Origin of the sequence: Methanolinea mesophila (genome assembly GCF_017873855.1) — an archaeon.
Lineage (GTDB): Archaea > Halobacteriota > Methanomicrobia > Methanomicrobiales > Methanospirillaceae > Methanolinea_B > Methanolinea_B mesophila.
Genome location: NZ_JAGGKR010000002.1, coordinates 209,584 through 227,079 on the forward strand (window position 1 = coordinate 209,584; position 17,496 = coordinate 227,079).

Below are 17,496 nucleotides of genomic sequence, written 5' to 3' on the forward strand. Positions count from 1 at the left end.
CCCAAAACCTCTATTACCAATCAGCGTCACCCATGCTCACATGGCACAATCGCCTCCGGCCAAAGAAAAATCCCGCGATAAAGACCTTACCATCACGCGTATCTTCAATGCGCCCCGCGATCTGGTCTGGATGGTCTGGACCGAGCCCGAGTTCGTCATGAGGTGGTGGGGGCCCGAGGGGTTCACCTCCCCGGTCGCCCGGATCGACTTCCGGGTCGGCGGGAAGTACCTCTATTGCATGCGGTCACCGGAGTGCGAGGACTTCTGGAGCACGGGGGAGTACCGCGAGATCGTCCCGCTCGAACGGATTGTTGCCACCGACAGTTTCTCCGACGAGATGGGCAACATCCTCCCCGCGGCGCACTACGGGATGACCGGGATCTGGCCGAAGGAACTGCTGGTGACGGTCACCCTCGAGGAGCATGACGGGGGGAAGACGAAGTTCACCCTGGTCCACACCGGGATCCCTCCCGGAGATTCCGTCGAATCCGCCCGGGCGGGATGGAACGGGTCCTTCGACAAGCTGGACCGGCTGCTCGACGAGGCCGTGTCCCGGACCGGAAAGACCCTGCTCGTGGCGATACCGGGAAGGCAGGACGCCTATATGACCCGGGTCTTCGATGCCCCCCGGGAGCGGGTATTCAGGGCGATAACGGACCCGGACCTCATCACGCAGTGGTGGGCGCCGGCGCGGTACACTATCGAGGTGGAAAAAATGGAGGTGAAGCCTGGCGGTATGTGGAGGTACCTGAACCGGGACGCGGAGGGGAACGAGTCCTGGTTCCACGGAGTATACCATGACGTCACCCCGGGGAGGATCGTGGAGACGTTCGAGTACGAGGGGATGCCCGGCCACGTCCTGCTGGGGATCGAGACCCTCGAGGAGCTGGACGGCGGGAGGACGAAGCTGACCTCGAGGTCGGTCTTCGAGTCGGTCGCGGACCGGGACGGGATGCTCGAGTCCGGGATGAGGGAGGGGGGAGTCGAGACCCTCGACCGGCTCGCGAAACTGGTTGAAATGAAGTAGGGCGAAGTGGCCCCGGCCCCCGTTTGCAGGCACCGGGGAAGGAAACGGGATTTAGATCTTCCGGATCTCCCTGCTGATCGAATTAATAGACTCCTCGTACTGGTGCATACGGATCTCTTCGGGACTCCGCGGTCGGACCTTCCCCGCAGACCCCCTGCTCATCACGTCCGTAACAATCAGGATGATGACGATAATTGCAACGACTATCAGCATAAGGAGCCACTGAAAGGTGACGACCCCATAGATCACGGCCGCAAGACCGATGATCATCAATATGAACATAAAAATGCCTTTCCTTTCCATACCAATCACCGTTCACCGGAAACAGGTCCGGATTCCTCCCGAACCGGAACCCGTTCCCTCACTTCCCTCCACACCATATATTTCTTCATTGGTCTGCTTCCAGAAATACTCTTTTCTGCCCGTTCATGGTGTGGATCTGGTTTCCCGGATTTCCGGAAAGGTATATCAGGAGAGAATGCGTTTACGGGACCATGCCAAACATCGCGTATTTCCAGATCCCGGCCGACGACGTGGCCAGGGCCAGGAAGTTCTACAGGACGCTCCTCGGCTGGGCGATCGAGCCGGATACCACACTCGAAGATACGTCGCTCGAGTGGCAGAATGTCGTCACCGGCGAGCCCGAGGAAGGGACCATGAACATGGGCGGGATCTACAAGCGGATGGGGCCCTCCCCGATCATGAACTTCGTGAAGGTCGGGGATATAGACCCGCTCCTCGCGAAGGTGGAGAAACTCGGCGGGAAGATCATGATGCCGAAGAGCGGGATCAGGAACGTGGGCCTCGTCGCGGTCATCCAGGACACCGAGGGCAACGCGATCGGCCTCTGGAAACCGGAGCAGGGGTGATCTGCGGCTCCATCCCCAATACAGGGTCCGGATCCTGCGGGATCGGATCGTTTCTCTTTTCCGCGATATCCGGCCCCGGACATCGAATTTCAGGGAGAATTCCCTGCCACATCCACGCTCTTCCTCCTCTTCCTCCTCTTCCGCACTCCCCCGGCATATTTCCCGGCCTGACCCTGGTCAGGGAATAAGCGCTGCTGCCGTTTCTTCGACACCCGCCTGGTAATCGGGATGCGTCTCCTGCCTGGCGAGTATCGCGAGGACAAGGATCACGATCCCGACCAGGAACGCGAAGAGGAACGCAAGGTCGAACCCCGCGACGAGCACCTCGGTCCTCACGTATGCCGGGGAGTCAGTCGTGATCCGGCTGTGGCTGGCGACCGCGATGATCCCGTGAATAAACACCAGGTTGATTATGGCGATACCCATCGTCATCGGTGCGAACCGCTCGAGACTGGTCAGGCTGGAGACCATTCCCTGGTACCTCTTTCCGACCGAGTTCATGATCATGTTGGATGCCGGGGTGAGCATGAGGCCGAGCCCGAAGCCGATGAGGACAAGGCAGAGGACCACGAACCCGGTCGGGGTGCCCATCCTGATCAGGGTCAGCAGGAAGTACCCGGCGACGACCGCAATTCCGGCCGCGATGCAGAGCGGCCTGCCCCCCGCCCGGTTATAGAGGACCCCGGCGAGGAGCCCGCCGACCATCATCGCCCCCGAGAGGGAGGTCAGGATAAGCCCGGCGCTCGAGGGGTTGTATCCCTGCACGTATTCGAGGTAGAACGGGAGCAGGTAGCTGATGCCGGCGAAGCTGAAGAACAGCAGGATTACCATCAGGTTGGTCATCAGGAAATTCCTGCTCCTGAACAGGCGGAGCTCGAGCAGCGGGTCCGGGGACCGGAGTTCGCACCACACGAACCCGCCGAGGGTGAGCACTGCGAGGATAAGAGTCCCGATTACGGTCGGCGAAGTCCATCCGAGGGTCTGCCCTTCGGAAAGGGCGAAGAGGAGAGAGGCAAGACCGACGAAGATAAGGGCCGCTCCCGCCCGATCCAGCCTGGCGGTCCCTTCCCGTCTATCCTGGTGCGGGATTACCTTCGCACCGAGAAGTATCGCAACGATCCCGACGGGGACGTTGATGAAGAAGATCCAGTTCCAGGAGAGGTACTGGGTGAGCATACCTCCGATGGTCGGCCCTATCGCCGTGCCGAGGGCGGCGAAGGTCAGCACTACGCCCATCGCCTTGCCTTTCTGTTCCATGGGTATGAATGCGGTAACCATGGCGGGTCCGATGGCGGTGATCATGGCGCCACCCAGCGCCTGGAACGCCCGCGAACCGATGAGTGCAGGAAAAGATGCGATGAAATCCGGGAGGAACCCGCAGGAGAACGACCCGATGGTGAAGATAAGGAATCCCGAAAGGAATACTTTCTTGAACCCGATGTTATCCGAGACCTTGCCGAAGATCAGGACGCACCCGGCCATCACCAGCAGGTAGACGGTCGATACCCAGCTGACGGTGCTCGTGGAGACGTTGAATGCTTCAGATATCGTAGGCAGTGCGATATTGACGACGGTCCCGTCGAGGGCCGACATGAACGTTGCGAGCGAGATAGAGATGATGAGGAGCGTGTAGCCCTTTTCTGGTTTTTTCACCCGGCCGGCATCCATATCTTTTCATATCTGGCGGACCGGGAGATGAGGATGTCGTTTTTGGGTGATGCACCACCCGTACCTTTATCATTAGGTAATACCTAACTAACTAGAGATCGGAGTATGAGACCACAGGACGAGCAGCTGTTCGAGATATTTGAACGCCTTCTTCGGGCCAGGAACGAATGCTCCTGCAAAATCTTCTCCGAATGCGGGCTGTCTGATATGACGGTCACCCAGATCTCCTACCTGAAGACGATCGATGAACAAGGGAGAGTCACCTTCAGCAGGCTCGCAGAGATCACCAGGAACTCGAAACCGACCGTAAGCGAGATGATCAACAAGTTCGTCCGGATGGACTGCGTGTACCGGGAACCCTCTCCCGACGACGGGCGGGTGCTTTACATCAGCCTGACCGAGAAAGGGCGGAGGATCGCCCAGGCGGAACGGTATGCGCTCCGGATGGTGATCGAGCAGATGATGGAGTCTCTCGACGAACGGGAGAAGGTACTCCTCGCAAGGCTGCTCGAAAAGGTCGGGTAATTTTTTTCCCGGGCACTTTGGTTAGGTAAATTCGAACTAAATTCAGAGGCAACAGATGCTATCAGCACACAACGAAACCACACAGGACACCCTGGTCGTACCGCTCTTCGAGATCGTCGTATTTCCGGAGAGCCGGACGAAATTCCACGTCGACCAGTCCACAGGAGAACTCCTGCTCGCCCGGATGAAGGTTGCCGGGGCAGCGACCGCGGTCGGGCTCGCGGTGAAGGAGGAGACCTCCCCTTCCGAAGTGACCGCCGCGTCGCTCTACACTATCGGGAGCCTTCTCCACGTCACCCGGGTACAGCCCTCCGACGACGGGTACCTCGTCTGCGCCCAGGCGGTGCAGCGGGTGAAGGCCGTGTTCATGCATGAAAAAGCCGGGCATCTCTATGCGGAGTTGAAGGCGCTTCCCGATACCCATGACCTCGGAGAAGAGATGCGGGCACAGATCCTCGGGGATGTCAGGGCGACCGTGCTGGAGATCGGGAAACGGTTCCCGGGGTCCGAGCAGTTCGTCCGGCCGCTCGAGCGGATGGAGTCCGTCGACCAGATCATGGCGTTCGTGATGCCCTTCCTGCCGGTCGAGGTCGCCGAAAAGCAGGCGCTCCTCGAGACGGTCTCGGTCCGGCAGCGGTACATCCGGTTCCTGGAGATGCTCGTCACGGCCCGGGAGGATATCAACCTCAGGCTCGAGATGGCGCAGAAGGTCAACGAGCGGGTGAGCAGGTCGAACCGGGAGGCGATGCTTCGCGAGCAGCTCAGGGTGATCCAGGAAGAGCTCAACGAAGGCGACGGATCCTCCGCAGACGGCGGGTACAGGAAGCGCGTCGAGGAATCGGATATGCCCGAAGAGGTGCGTAAAAAAGCACTCGCCGAGGTGCGCAAGCTCGAGACCGGGGGGAGCCACAACCACGAGAGCGCCGTTATCAGGAACTACCTGGACCTCATGCTCGAACTTCCCTGGGTGACCGGAGAGAAGAAGAGTATCGACATCGACGAGGCCCGACAGGTGCTGGACCGGCACCACAACGGCCTGGAAAAGGTCAAGGAACGGATCATCCAGCACCTCGCGGTCATGAAACTCAAGCAGGAGAAGCAGGGCTCAATCCTCCTCTTCGCCGGCCCGCCCGGAACCGGGAAGACGAGCCTCGGCCGGAGCATCGCGGAGGCGCTGGGCCGGGAGTACGTCCGGATCAGCCTCGGCGGAGTCAGGGACGAGGCCGAGATCCGGGGCCACCGGAGGACCTACGTCGGGGCCCTGCCCGGGAGGATTATCCAGGGGATGAAGAAAGCGGGCACGAAGAACCCGGTCTTCATTCTCGACGAGGTGGACAAACTCGCGGTGTCCTACGCGGGAGACCCGGCGGCGGCGCTCCTCGAGGTACTCGACCCCGAGCAGAACAGCACCTTCTCGGACCACTACCTGGAAGTCGCCTACGATCTCTCCGACGTGTTGTTCATCGCCACGGCGAACACGCTCGCCACGATCCCCGCACCGCTCCTCGACCGGATGGAGCTGATCGAGATCTCGGGCTACACCAAGAACGAGAAGTTCGCCATCGCGAAGGACCACCTCCTGCCCGAGACGCTCAAGGAGCACGGCCTTGAGCCTGGTCAGCTGGTGATAGAGGACGAGGCACTGAAGGTAATCATCGACAGCTACACCCGTGAGGCAGGGGTCAGGTGGCTCAAGAAGCAGCTCGCCAAGACCGCCCGGTACCTCTCCGAGAAGATCGTCTCCGGTAAGGCGGAGCTCCCGTTCGTGGTGACGGTGGAAATGCTGCCCGAAATCCTCGGAAAAGAGCCTGTCCGGAAGGAGATGGCGCGAAAGGAACCAGTGCCGGGGGTCGTGACCGGTCTCGCCTGGACCCCGGTCGGCGGGGAGATCCTCTTCATCGAGGGTACGTTCATGCCAGGCACCGGGAAGCTCACCCTCACCGGGCAGCTCGGGGACGTGATGAAGGAGTCGGCGACGATATCGCTCTCCCTCCTCCGGTCCCGGCTCGCCAACACCGAGAACGGGTTCGACTTCATCAAGAGCGACATCCACATCCACGTCCCTTCGGGAGCGACCCCGAAGGACGGGCCCTCCGCGGGAGTGACCCTCTTCTCGGCGCTGGCCTCGCTGATCACCGGGAAGACCGTCGACCCGCTCCTTGCCATGACCGGAGAGATCACCCTCTCCGGAGCGGTGCTCCCGGTAGGCGGGATCAAGGAGAAGGTCCTCGCCGCCCACCGGGCGGGGATCAGGAAGGTCATCCTGCCGAAGGAGAACGAGCGCGACCTGCAGGACGTCCCCGAAGATGTCCGCGAGGAACTCATGTTCGTCACGGTGGAGAACGTCGACGAGGTCCTCCGGGAGGCGCTCGGGATCGAGCTTCCCCGGACCGTGTTCCTGCACAAAGGGAACAGCGTGATCCCCGTGCAGAACTGCTGAAGTTCACCTGCAACAAAAAGACCCGGGACTGCCGGGGTACACCCCTTTTCCCGGCAGAAAATGCCAGTATATCTGGCACAAATTTTTTTATGGATTTAATAGGCGACAGGAGGAATGAGAACAGATATGGGGCACCCTTTCGGTATGCGCCAGCGTCCGGCAGATCCATGTGCTAACCGCGTGAGGAAGCCCGGTCAGCTACACCATACTTCTCCGGGGAATTCCCTTTTCGCCAATGGCAATTTCCCGGAATGAGTGGATGCCGGTCTTCGTCGTAACGAAGAGAGGGGGCTGGTGGAGGTCAGGTGATACAAACCTCGAGAAAAATAAGATATCTCCTGAATCAGCCGATAAGGTAGGTCACGGTGACCGTCGCCGTCACGGTAACGTCTCCGGCTTCGATCGGTGTCGACGACCCACCGGCCGATTTCTCGCTCACCGCATAGTTCTGGTATATCACGGGGGAGTACCCTCCGCCGATATCGACGGACTTCACCGAGGAGATGCTGACCCCCAGCGCGGACGCGACCGTCCGGGCATCGGCTGCCGCCCTGTCCGTGGCTTCTTTCAGCGCCTCTGTCCGCAGCACCTGGTTCTGTTCGTCGGAGAGGAAGAACCGGATGGAATTCGCCTGGTTGATCCCGTTCGCGATCCCGATATCGATCACCTCTCCCGTCCGGCTCACATCGTGGAGCGTGACGGTCAGGGTGTTGGTCACGCGGTATGCCGTGATCTTCTGCCCGTAGAGGAGCTTGGAGTCATCGTATACCGGGTAGATGTTATATCCGGTTGTCTTGAGTGCGTCCTTCGGGATACCGGCTGCAATAAGGGCATCCATTACCGTCGACATCCGTGCGGCATTCGCGGCCTGGGCCACCCGCACGTCGGGGTTCTCTGTCTCGACGGCGAGCGAGATCTGGGCCCGGTCGGGGGTCCCCATTACGGAGCCGGTTCCGGAAGCGGTGATGGTATGCTCGATGCTGGTATCGGCCGCCGATACGGCCCCGGTCGCCGCGAGGACGACGAGGAGCACCGCGGCAGCGATGAGAATCGATAATCTGGCGTTCATGTTCGTTCAGGACAAGATTTCACTTCAGCCCGGTTTAAGGTTGCCTTGACTGCGAACGGATTGGCAGTCATCATAAGGCTGCCGGGAACCCGGAATACACGTGCGGTTATTCATGATAGCGGCGGGAACAACCCGGCCTGCATCTTCAAAAAAAGTTGTTTCAACCAGTGACTCGCTCTGCCTGGTCCCTGATCCCGGAATTCATCGTTTCAAATTCCTGCTTCGTGGCTTTAATTGTCCCGGAAAGGAAGGGGAGAAGAAGCCCGGTGAATCTCTCGCTCTGGACGAGCAGCGTTTTTCCCTCTGAATCCTCCCTGATTTCGAAACTATGCTCGCCGTCAAAAAGCCCGGGGATCCAGAGATACCCTTTCCACCGGATTTCCCGGAATGGAACGACCGCAAGGAGCGTTACCGTGAGGGTAGCACCTCTGCCACCGGCACTCATGGGTACACGCATACTCACCCCTGTCCTCCGGTCATGTATGGCGTCCCGGATCTCGACGGGAATGGCCGGGGAGGCCACAACTGCCTTCCAGACATGTTCCGGGGATGCGATGACCTGTAGTTCAGTATATATGGTCCGCATGGATGGATCATACGTCAGAAGGGTTTCCGCAGGGATAAATCGTGTCCCCGCTGCCCCATGAACATTCCCGGGTCATCAACCGGCGCCCGTGTCAGTATCCCGCACTGGATTGCACCCCGGACCTCCACTTCGCCAGGCTCTCTGCGGAACCGAGTATCGCTCGGGATGAACCGCGTACCCGTGGTCGGTGAAGTGCCGTGCAATCTGTCATCCCGGAAAATAAAAGAGGATTTTGGACCCTCGCCATCCTGGGCTCCTGGTAAAAAAACTCTTTTAAAGAGGACTCGGGAGGATCGCTCCCCGAGACCTCTCATTTACCGGGGAATGACGTGATTCTTCGTCCATTCCCTGCCGTATACGAATCCTTTTCTTATCGCGGGTCCGAGCGCCAGCCCGAAGATTACCGCACCGGCGGTCATCGTCCAGAAGATATTGTTCCCGAAGTAACTGACGAACTTGCTCACGAATGGCCGGCCGAAGAAGAGTGTCCCTGCGGTGGCGAGGAGTGCCATGCAGATAAGGGTGGCCACGAAGGCGACGATCCAGTACATCCCGAGGGCATACGGGCTCATCCGTATCGTGCGACGTTGCATCAGCCGGTGCCAGAGGAGGTAAGAGAGGTACGGATAGATGAAGTTGATGAGAAAGCCGAAGATAGAGAGCGGGGACCAGGAACCGAAGAGATCCCCGGCGACGTTCCCGATCCCGATGCCCCACGCGGCCGCAGGACCCCAGAGAATTCCGAAGACCACCGGGAGTGCCGCTGCCGGCCGGATGGAGATCCCCGCGACGACCAGGGACGCCTGGTTGAACGGGATCAGGAGCATCGCGTAAAGGACGGCAGTCACTGCAATGAATGCAATTCCCCTCCGGTCGGTCCAGACCCCGGCGAGCTCGTGCATGCAATCCTGTCTTGGTGCGTGAGTAAAAAAACATCCGGGTTTGAAACGACTGTTCCCCATCACCTTCCAGGGACCGGACAATAATTTCGGCACGTTCCACCGTCCGAGAACACTATCACGGACTCTTTCGGGAGATACGCCAGGCCCTTTCACTTCACGGCAGGAGATGTTCATAAAACGGGTAGTACGGGACGAGACCACAAACGTCTAAAAGGTGGTCAGAAGAAAAATAATGGAGGACAGCCTTCATCCTCGCGGGCGATCCATCGGGTTTCCGGCACTATGCCCCGATTTATATTCCCAGCTTCCCGGGCAGTTCCTTTGCCCAGGTCGCGATCGCGTCCCAGTCACGGAAGTCGCCGACCGGAGCCTGTGCCTTTCCGATCATCCACCTCTGCATGAAGGAAAGTTTCTCCGGGTCGACTTTTCCGGCAAAGATGGTCTCTGCCGCCGGCTTCAACGGGTCCAGGGCGCGATGGAAGATCTCCGTCGCCTTCTCCATCGATGCGGGATTCTTATCCACCGGGGACATTCCCACGGTAAATGCGGCGACCGGTATCTTCTCCAGGTCATCGAGGTGTTTCCTGATGAATTTCGCCATATCTCCCACGACTTTTCCCATGTAGAGCGGAGCCCCCATGACGACCGCATTGTATCCTTCCACGGAGGAGACGGCCTTCATTTCTGCTATATCGATACTGTATCCGGCCGATTTCAGTTCTTTTCCAATAGCCTCTGCGATCTCGGCGGTCGAACCTTTCGGCGACACATATGCGACAAGTATCCGGGCGGACATGCGTGAACCTCAGCCGCTAATTGAAACGGAACAGAAATAAATGATTGTGCGGTGAGGTCTCCCGCAGGTTCCGTCGTCCCGAGACCTGGCCGGTTTCCCCAACGATGAGAAACGTCAACCGCTCAGTTTCTGCGACTGGAACCAGAGGCCACTCAGCCGGTGGGACTCATCGTCCTTCCGAAAGACCAGCCGGACATTCACTCCGTCCTCGCGCTCGAACTTCGCCGGATAGTTCACCGCGATGTACCCGCCACTCTCGGTAACAACCGGACTTCCCCTGGACACGTAGAGCCCGATCCTGGATACGACGAAATCGCGGTTCTGCTTAAATGCCGCCTCATCCAGGGCTGCTTTCATTTCCGGACCGAAATCAGCGGAGTACTTCGTATAATTGTCTTCGTTGAACCCCTGCAGCAGGCCGTCTGCAACAGGGTCCGCATACACAAGCACGGAGGCCCGTTCCTCATCGGGCACCACGGTGTCCCGGGTCGTACAGCCACAGACGCAAACCCCGGCAATGACCGCCAGCATCGCGATGACCTGTATCGGAGTAAGTTTCATCGTGATTATTTTAAACCGGCGGATGATGAATATGAGGTCGCGTGAACGGGCAGGAGACACCCCGGGATCACGGGCCGGAAAAGGACGTTGGTATTCCCCGGATAAACTGACAATGCCTGTGATCCCTGTTTCCAATCTCATTTTGGGGAATGAACGGAGCGGAATCCGTTCGCCCGCCGACCCGGGGCGATGGCCACCGCGGTCACGGAGGTTTCCTAAATCTATCTCCGGGATCTTCAAAACACTGCGTAGATCCACATGCACAGCATTACGAGTGCCCAGACCGCGACGATCACTACGAACACCCTTGCCCAGAACCTACTGGTCACTACGCCCGTCGGGTCCGGGTCCCTGGGGTGGACCCGGACATCGACATAGTCCCGCATAAATGGCCGGCCGCACTCGGGGCAGAGCGGATGGAACGCCGGGCTCTTATTTCCGCAGTGAGGACACCTGAAACACCCGTCCGGTTTTGCTGAATCCATTCCTGTGCGATTTATGTAAAAAGGCGGCATAAGTGTTTCCCTTCGTGAACCCCCTTGTCCGGGGACCTCCGGAGCCCGCCATAGTGCGCTCTTCCCTCCCAACATATTATCCGATTTGGTGATTCCGGGATTGTACGGATCTCGTCGAAAAGTAAAATAAAGGGGTTTTCCCCCGGAAGAAATTTCAGTCGAGGGAGAGGCCATCCTTCCCGAAAGAAAAGTTTAATCCTGCATAGCTCATGCTGTTATCAGAGGTGAGAGAGTGGAAGTTCGCACGAAGGAGAAGATTCTTGCCGCGGGCATCGGGGCCGGGATATTTCTCATTGTCACGACCTGGGCGGTCACCGGCGTTACGTCCGGGCATCCTGCCGGACTGATCACCCTCCTCCTGATAGCCGAGATCCTCTTCACCATCGCGTGTATCGCGATATTCCTCAGGGAGGACTTTCGCGGTGCGGCGCTCGCCCCGCCTCTCGCAGCAGGATTCCTGCTCGCGGTCCTGGTGGTCGGGATAGTGCTCGTCAGCGAAGCGGCAGTGGCCCCCCTCCCCCCGCCACCGGATTCACCGGCATGGAACAGCGGAAACCAGGTCATCGCGATGGCCGTCCCGAGCGATGAGATCTCGACGGACTCGCCGGAGGCACGGGAGCTGCTTATCCAGGGGCTGACGACCGCCTCCCGGGACAACCGGTTCGCCGAGGCCATCCCGTATTACGACCGGGCAATTGCGCTCGATCCGGACTTTTCCGAAGCCTGGATGGCAAAGAGCGTCGCACTCTTCAACCTGGGATACTATACGGAAGCTTCCGCATGTGTGGACAGGGCGATCCTTCTCGACCCGGAGAACGAGAGTGCACGATTCCTGAAAGAGCGTATTCTTTCTGCAATGAGCCGTTCAGGTCAGGCCGGATCGCCGTAGCCCCGCAGCCTTGTAAGATGCAGGCCGGAGATCCCGGCAGAATCCCTGGTTTTGTAGATGCAGGTACAAAGTCTCCGCCGGGGAGAAATCCCGGCGGAGGAGTGCGGGACGGATGGCAGGAAGAGCCCCCCGCAAGCGATGGGAGAGTCCGAAAGACTCCTCCTATAGTGTCCCGATTTCGATACCGGCTTCAAACGATTCGGATCCCGGGGTTTCAGTCGGCTATGTCCTTTCTGGCCCTTTACGTGATGGCGGGGAAACCGGAACGGATATGGCCTCTTCCAGGTATCCGTGAGGCCTGGAGACATACTTTTCCGGGCTTGGGTGGCCGGAAGGTATTCCTCCGCACTCACTTCGTCATCCGAACACGATAGCGACGATGTATTAATATACCCTATAAGGAATTTCTACAAAGGAAGTCCGCTTCCGGGAAGGTTACATTGTGAAGGATACCCCCCGGACGACCCCGGCAGGAGAAGCTCTCCGGGAAAGTGAAGAACGGTACCGTACGCTCTTCAATTCGATGCTTGAAGGATTTGCCTACTGCAGGATGCTTTTTGATGCGCAGGGCCTGCCCGAAGACTGGATCTACCTCGATGTAAACCCTGCATTCGAGGAGATCACCGGGTTGAAGGAGATCACCGGAAAGAAGGTCACAGATGCGATCCCCGGTATCCGGGAGTCGTCTCCCGAGCTGTTCGAAATCTACGGCAGGGTTGTGAGAACGGGATCACCCGAACAGTTCGAGACATATTTCACCCCCTTCGATAAATGGCTGCACATCTCGGTGTACAGTCCGGGGAAGGACCATTTCGTCGCGGTCTTTGAAGATATCACCCGACGGAAACGGGCCGAGGAGGAGATGAGACGCTCTATCGGACGGTTCAAGACGGTTATGGACAGTATCGATGCACTCGTGTACGTCGCGGATATGGAGACGTACGAAGTCCTCTTTCTCAACAAATACGGCAGGGATGTGTGGGGCGATATCGAGGGAAAAGTCTGCTGGCGGACGATCCAGGCGGGCCAGAACGGGCCCTGCCCGTTCTGCACAAATGACCAGCTTCTTGACGCCCGGGGGAAACCGGCCGGCACCCTGGTATGGGAATTCCAGAATACGGTGAACGGGCGCTGGTACGAGTGCAGGGACTCGGCGATCCAGTGGATGGACGGCCGCCTGGTGCGAATGGAGATCGCGACCGATATTACCGAACGAAAGCGTGCGGAAGACGCACTGAAGGCGAGTGAATACCGGAGTGCGAAACTGCTCGAAGCCCTCCCGGACATGATGTTTGTCGTCACCCGCAACGGCACGTACCTCGATTTCAATACCCCCGATGTCTCCGAACTTGCGGTCCCCCCGGACCGGATCATCGGGACGAATGTCCGCGACTCGGGGTTCGGGGAAGAGACAACGCGTATTATCCTTCGCTATATCGGACTTGCACTCGACACGAAAGAGCTCCAGCGGTTCGAGTACCCGCTGGTCCTCCCGTGGGGTACCCGTAATTTCGAAGCACGGATTGTGGCACTTTCCGGGAACGAGGCCCTCGGCATCGTAAGGGATATCACCGAACGAAGGCTTGCAGAAGAGGAGATCAGGGAACGCGAGGAAAAATTCAGGATGATCTTCGAGCATTCCAACGACGCAATCCTTTTTGCCGAAGTTCCCGTGAAGGGAGTGCTCGGCAATATCATCGATGCGAATGAAGTGGCACTCCGTGAGCTCGGCTACACGAAAGATGAATTCGTGCCGGGCCCTGTTGCGAGGATTGTGTCTTCCCGGTTACAGGAAAAACTGCCTCACGCAATATCCGAATTACTCGCGACCGGATACATCACCTTCGAGAGTGAACTGGCCAGGAAAGACGGGTCGCTTCTCCCGGTCGAGATCAGCGCCCGAGTCGTGACGATCCGGGAGCAGTCGTTCATCGTCGCCATCGCCCGCGATATCACCGAGAGAAAGGTTGCGGCCCGGGAGATGGAGGAGCATACCCGGTTCCTTGCCACGCTTATGGATACCCTCCCGGTCCCGCTCTTTTATAAGGATATGAACGGGAGATACCTCGGGTGCAACCCGCCGTTCGAGGAATATATCGGGATACAATGCAGCCAACTGAAGGGAAAGACCGCATACGACATCCAGCCGAAAGATCTTGCGGATACTTACAACGAATCGGATCAGCGGTTGTTCGCGAGCCGCACCCGGCAGGTCTACGAGGCCCGGGTAATGTTTGCCGACGGGACCCGGCATGACGTCGTCTTCTACAAGGCGCCGTTCTTCAATGCCGACGGCTCGCTCGGCGGTCTTATCGGGACTTTTCTCGATATCAGCGAGCGCAAATCGATGGAAAAGGCACTTCGCGAGTCGCGCCAGATCCTCGAGGCCGTCCTCAATACCATCCCCGCCCGGGTCTTCTGGAAGGATAGAAATCTCGTGTATCTGGGCTGCAATGAACCTTTCGCCCGCGACGCCGGGTTCGAAAAACCGGATGACCTCATCGGGAAGACCGATTTCGAGATGGGCTGGAGCGAACAGGCAGAACTCTACCGGGCCGACGACCGTGCGGTGATCGAAAGCGGTAAGTCAAAACTGCTCTTCGAAGAGCCGCAGACGACCCCTTCGGGAGCGGTTATCTATCTCCTGTCGAGCAAGGTCCCGTTGAGGGACGCCCGGGGGGAGATCATCGGCGTGCTGGGGACCTATCTCGACATTACCGATCGCAAGGAGGCAGAGGAAGCGCTTCGCGAAAGCGAGGACCGGTTCAGGGAATTGTTCAATTCCATGAGCAGCGGTGTCGTGGTCTATCGCGCGGTGGATGACGGGGCCGATTTCGAGATCGTGGATTTCAACCACGGTGCCGAGATCATCGAGAAGATTTCGAAACAGGAGGTGATTGGAAAGCGTATCACCGAGACATTCCCCGGCGTAATGGAATTCGGACTTCTGGAGGTCCTTCGAAAGGTCTGGCGCAGCGGGGAGCCGGAACATTTCCCCCAGTCCCATTATCAGGACAAGAGGATTACCGGGTGGCGTGAAAATTACGTGTACAGACTCCCCTCCGGTGAGATAATCGCAATTTACGACGATGTTACCGACAGGAAGGTGGCCGAGGACGCATTGCGGGAGAGTGAGAACAGATACCGGACCCTTTTCGAGGAATCCCCGATCCCGCTCTGGGAGGATGATTTCTCGCCGGTAAAGGCATGGCTGAAAGGGAAAGTGCAGGGTGGGACTCCGGATATTTCAGCGTACCTGAAGGACCACCCGGAAGAGGTCGCGAAATGTGCGGGAAAGGTGAACGTGCTCCGTATCAACCGGGCGGCAATGACACTCTTCGGGACGGCATCCTTCGATGAGTTCGGGGAGAACCTCCCCGCGATCTTCCCCCGGGAATCTCACGACGCCTTCCGCGAAGAAATCTCAGCGCTCTGGATGGGCAAACGCGAGTTCGAAGGTGAAGTTCCCCTCCGGACCCTCCGGGGAGAGGCAAAAGTCGGTATCATGAGGGTGACGGTCGTTCCGGGCCACGAGGAGACCCTCTCCAGGGTGCTCGTCTCGGTGCTCGACATTACCCAGCGCAAAAATGCCGAACAGGCCTTGCACCAGGTGAACAAAAAACTCAACATGCTCTCATCCATCACCCGTCACGATATCCTGAACCTGATCATGGCGATCCGCGGGTACCTCGAACTGTCCGAAGACCTGGTGGAGAGTCCCGAGCTCCGCGGGTACCAGGTAAAAATGAACGAGGCGGTCGACGCGATCCAGCGTCAGATCGAGTTCACCCGGTTCTACCAGGACATCGGGGTGGAAGAGCCTTTGTGGCAGGACGCGGGTACGTTAGTAAAGAAGGTCGAGTCCCAGATCGAGATTGGGGGAATAGTCCTTGAGAACGACCTGCCGGGGCTTGAAATCTTCGCGGACCCGCTCATTGAAAAGGTGTTCTATAACCTGGTCGAAAACTCCCTCCGTCACGGAGGTCACGTGACGAATATCCGGTTCTCCTTTACGGAGAATCCCGGGGGGCTGGTACTTTCTTACCGGGACAACGGGACCGGTATCTCCGCGGAAGATAAGAAAAAGCTCTTCCAGAGAGGGTTTGGGAAACATACCGGCCTGGGCCTCTTTTTATCCCGGGAGATCCTCTCTATCACCGATATGACCATCCGGGAGACCGGGGAACCGGGAGAAGGGGTGAACTTTGAGATCTTCGTGCCAAAAGGCAGGTATCGCATCGTACCCGGTTAAAGCCTGCCGTACACAATGTCGCATGAACGACGGGGAACCCTTCGCCGGGCGGAAGAGACCGGCCTTCTCCCGGAAAATCCGGATTACCGGAAAAAAGGAGGTCCTACTCCACAATCGGGATCTGGATCTCCGTTAAAAGTTCTTCTGCGGGCGTCGCATCGGGATCGTTAAGGTAGACCTGCCGGTCCGGACCTTTGATCTCCAGTCCGTGTTCGTTCGCGAAACGGAACGCGTTCTCAAATGCGACCGAGAACCCGTCGTGCTCGTAGGGTCCCTTATACACGACCGAGACAACTTTTTCGGCCGGGAGCGTCCTCACGGTATAGGTGGGCTTATCCGAGACAACCGGTCCCTGGACGGGGACCGCCATCTCGATGTCGGCATCGGTCTCTCTGTACTCCCCGTCGTAACACAGGGATATGCAGGGCCCGGTGATGGTTACCCCGTTCCTCTGATTGAGCGGGCTGAATATGATGGCGAACAGTGCCGAACCGACCTCGGAGCACACCCCTTCGTAGGTCCCGGTCTTCCGCCCCGATATCACCCGCAATGCAGGAACATCTTTTATGACTGGCTCTGAAACATTCATGGCAAACAACTCCGAAAAATCCCTCTTTTCAAGCAGGAGGGACTGGATCTTTTCCAGCCGCCGGATCTCCGCCAGGGTCTCCCGATGACGCAGATTGAGCATTCTCAGAACGGTCTCTTCATCACCGGACTCGAGTGCAGACAGGACTGCCGAAATATCCGAGAGCCCGAATCCAAGGCTGCACAGCGTTCTGATCTTTAATGCGCAATCGATCTGGCCGATTGAATAGTAGCGATAACCGGTGATCCGGTCTTTTACCTTCGGGACGAGGATCCCCTTCGTATCGTAGAGTCGGAGCGCTTTTTGAGAGAGGTACGTCAGGCGGGAGAATCTCCCGATGGTGATCCGATCTGCTGGCATATCCTTCATTGAATAGTCCGGACTTGCGTATAGTGGGTAGTTCTCTCCCGCGGGGGAGGGTTTCCCGACCCGGAATTTCCCCGCGGACAGCCTGAAATTTCCTGCCTCTACGATCCCCGGGTCACCGTACCGCCTGCCGACCGGATTGATTCCTCGATCGTTCCGAGCAGGACCTCGTCCTTTAGTGCGAAGTCCAGGAAATCATACTTGTTCACCAGGGCGATGGGTTTGAGGATGACCAGGGGCTTCGTACCGCCGGTCTCACCGGTGTAATTCATCGGCACCACGGTCATCGTGTCGTCCGCCCATATCGCGATGTTGCCGTTTCCGGCCTCGTCCCAGAGTTTCCTGACAATATCCTGCGTTATCATATCCTTCATTCCTGCTGGTTCAGAACAGGAACATCGGTCCGGGAGTATATAGTCATGATCAAACCGGCCCTCTCCCG

At 58.4% G+C, this 17,496-nt stretch carries 16 protein-coding genes; 6 read left to right on the forward strand and 10 right to left on the reverse strand.

Going from position 1 to position 17,496, the window contains the following annotated elements; translation table 11 throughout:
* The first annotated feature begins 40 nt into the window (after positions 1 to 40).
* Positions 41 to 1,027, forward strand: coding sequence for an SRPBCC domain-containing protein (locus tag J2741_RS12470; protein ID WP_209676126.1), 987 nt, complete (start codon positions 41 to 43; stop codon positions 1,025 to 1,027).
* Positions 1,028 to 1,078: 51 nt separating this feature from the next.
* Here the strand turns inward: J2741_RS12470 and J2741_RS12475 are convergent, their stop codons facing one another.
* Entirely contained in the window at positions 1,079 to 1,297 is a 219-nt protein-coding gene (locus J2741_RS12475) for a hypothetical protein (protein WP_209676152.1), read from the reverse strand.
* A 224-nt stretch (positions 1,298 to 1,521) separates the two neighbouring features.
* On the opposite strand from J2741_RS12475, the gene J2741_RS12480 reads away from it, so the two are divergent.
* Entirely contained in the window at positions 1,522 to 1,896 is a 375-nt protein-coding gene (locus J2741_RS12480; protein ID WP_209676156.1) for a VOC family protein, read from the forward strand.
* A gap of 177 nt (positions 1,897 to 2,073) precedes the next feature.
* Here the strand turns inward: J2741_RS12480 and J2741_RS12485 are convergent, their stop codons facing one another.
* Positions 2,074 to 3,564 (reverse strand): MFS transporter, encoded by a 1,491-nt coding sequence (locus tag J2741_RS12485; protein WP_209676159.1) that lies wholly within the window; start codon positions 3,562 to 3,564, stop codon positions 2,074 to 2,076.
* 105 nt (positions 3,565 to 3,669) lie between these two features.
* Here J2741_RS12485 and J2741_RS12490 point away from each other — a divergent pair, with 105 nt between their 5' ends.
* Both J2741_RS12490 and lon read left to right on the forward strand, forming a co-directional pair.
* Positions 3,670 to 4,089, forward strand: coding sequence for a MarR family winged helix-turn-helix transcriptional regulator (locus J2741_RS12490; RefSeq protein WP_209676162.1), 420 nt, complete (start codon positions 3,670 to 3,672; stop codon positions 4,087 to 4,089).
* Between the two features lie 55 nt (positions 4,090 to 4,144).
* Positions 4,145 to 6,529: an endopeptidase La gene (gene lon / locus J2741_RS12495; RefSeq protein ID WP_209676167.1), complete on the forward strand. Its 2,385-nt coding sequence runs from the start codon at positions 4,145 to 4,147 to the stop codon at positions 6,527 to 6,529.
* Between the two features lie 343 nt (positions 6,530 to 6,872).
* On the opposite strand, the gene J2741_RS12500 is transcribed toward lon, so the two are convergent.
* The 6 genes from J2741_RS12500 to J2741_RS12525 all read right to left on the reverse strand — a co-directional run bounded on the left by J2741_RS12500 (position 6,873) and on the right by J2741_RS12525 (position 10,928).
* Positions 6,873 to 7,598: an SIMPL domain-containing protein gene (locus tag J2741_RS12500; RefSeq protein WP_209676178.1), complete on the reverse strand. Its 726-nt coding sequence runs from the start codon at positions 7,596 to 7,598 to the stop codon at positions 6,873 to 6,875.
* A 160-nt stretch (positions 7,599 to 7,758) separates the two neighbouring features.
* Positions 7,759 to 8,184 carry an SRPBCC domain-containing protein gene (locus tag J2741_RS12505; protein ID WP_209676181.1) on the reverse strand — a complete coding sequence of 142 codons (426 nt, stop codon included), beginning with the start codon at positions 8,182 to 8,184 and terminating at the stop codon, positions 7,759 to 7,761.
* 314 nt (positions 8,185 to 8,498) lie between these two features.
* On the reverse strand, positions 8,499 to 9,086 hold the full coding sequence (locus tag J2741_RS12510; RefSeq protein WP_209676184.1) for a QueT transporter family protein: 588 nt from the start codon (positions 9,084 to 9,086) through the stop codon (positions 8,499 to 8,501).
* Between the two features lie 292 nt (positions 9,087 to 9,378).
* Entirely contained in the window at positions 9,379 to 9,882 is a 504-nt protein-coding gene (locus tag J2741_RS12515) for a flavodoxin domain-containing protein (RefSeq protein ID WP_209676187.1), read from the reverse strand.
* Between the two features lie 114 nt (positions 9,883 to 9,996).
* Complete coding sequence (locus J2741_RS12520) at positions 9,997 to 10,443, reverse strand: DUF3887 domain-containing protein (RefSeq protein WP_209676188.1); 447 nt, start codon at positions 10,441 to 10,443, stop codon at positions 9,997 to 9,999.
* A gap of 236 nt (positions 10,444 to 10,679) precedes the next feature.
* Entirely contained in the window at positions 10,680 to 10,928 is a 249-nt protein-coding gene (locus J2741_RS12525) for a hypothetical protein (protein ID WP_209676189.1), read from the reverse strand.
* A 262-nt stretch (positions 10,929 to 11,190) separates the two neighbouring features.
* Here J2741_RS12525 and J2741_RS13120 point away from each other — a divergent pair, with 262 nt between their 5' ends.
* Positions 11,191 to 11,847: a tetratricopeptide repeat protein gene (locus J2741_RS13120; RefSeq protein WP_209676190.1), complete on the forward strand. Its 657-nt coding sequence runs from the start codon at positions 11,191 to 11,193 to the stop codon at positions 11,845 to 11,847.
* Positions 11,848 to 12,289: 442 nt separating this feature from the next.
* Positions 12,290 to 16,099 (forward strand): PAS domain-containing protein, encoded by a 3,810-nt coding sequence (locus J2741_RS12535; RefSeq protein ID WP_209676191.1) that lies wholly within the window; start codon positions 12,290 to 12,292, stop codon positions 16,097 to 16,099.
* 103 nt (positions 16,100 to 16,202) lie between these two features.
* On the opposite strand, the gene J2741_RS12540 is transcribed toward J2741_RS12535, so the two are convergent.
* Both J2741_RS12540 and J2741_RS12545 read right to left on the reverse strand, forming a co-directional pair.
* Entirely contained in the window at positions 16,203 to 17,057 is an 855-nt protein-coding gene (locus J2741_RS12540; RefSeq protein WP_209676192.1) for a MerR family transcriptional regulator, read from the reverse strand.
* A gap of 98 nt (positions 17,058 to 17,155) precedes the next feature.
* Complete coding sequence (locus tag J2741_RS12545) at positions 17,156 to 17,419, reverse strand: hypothetical protein (RefSeq protein ID WP_209676193.1); 264 nt, start codon at positions 17,417 to 17,419, stop codon at positions 17,156 to 17,158.
* Between the last annotated feature and the right edge of the window lie 77 nt (positions 17,420 to 17,496).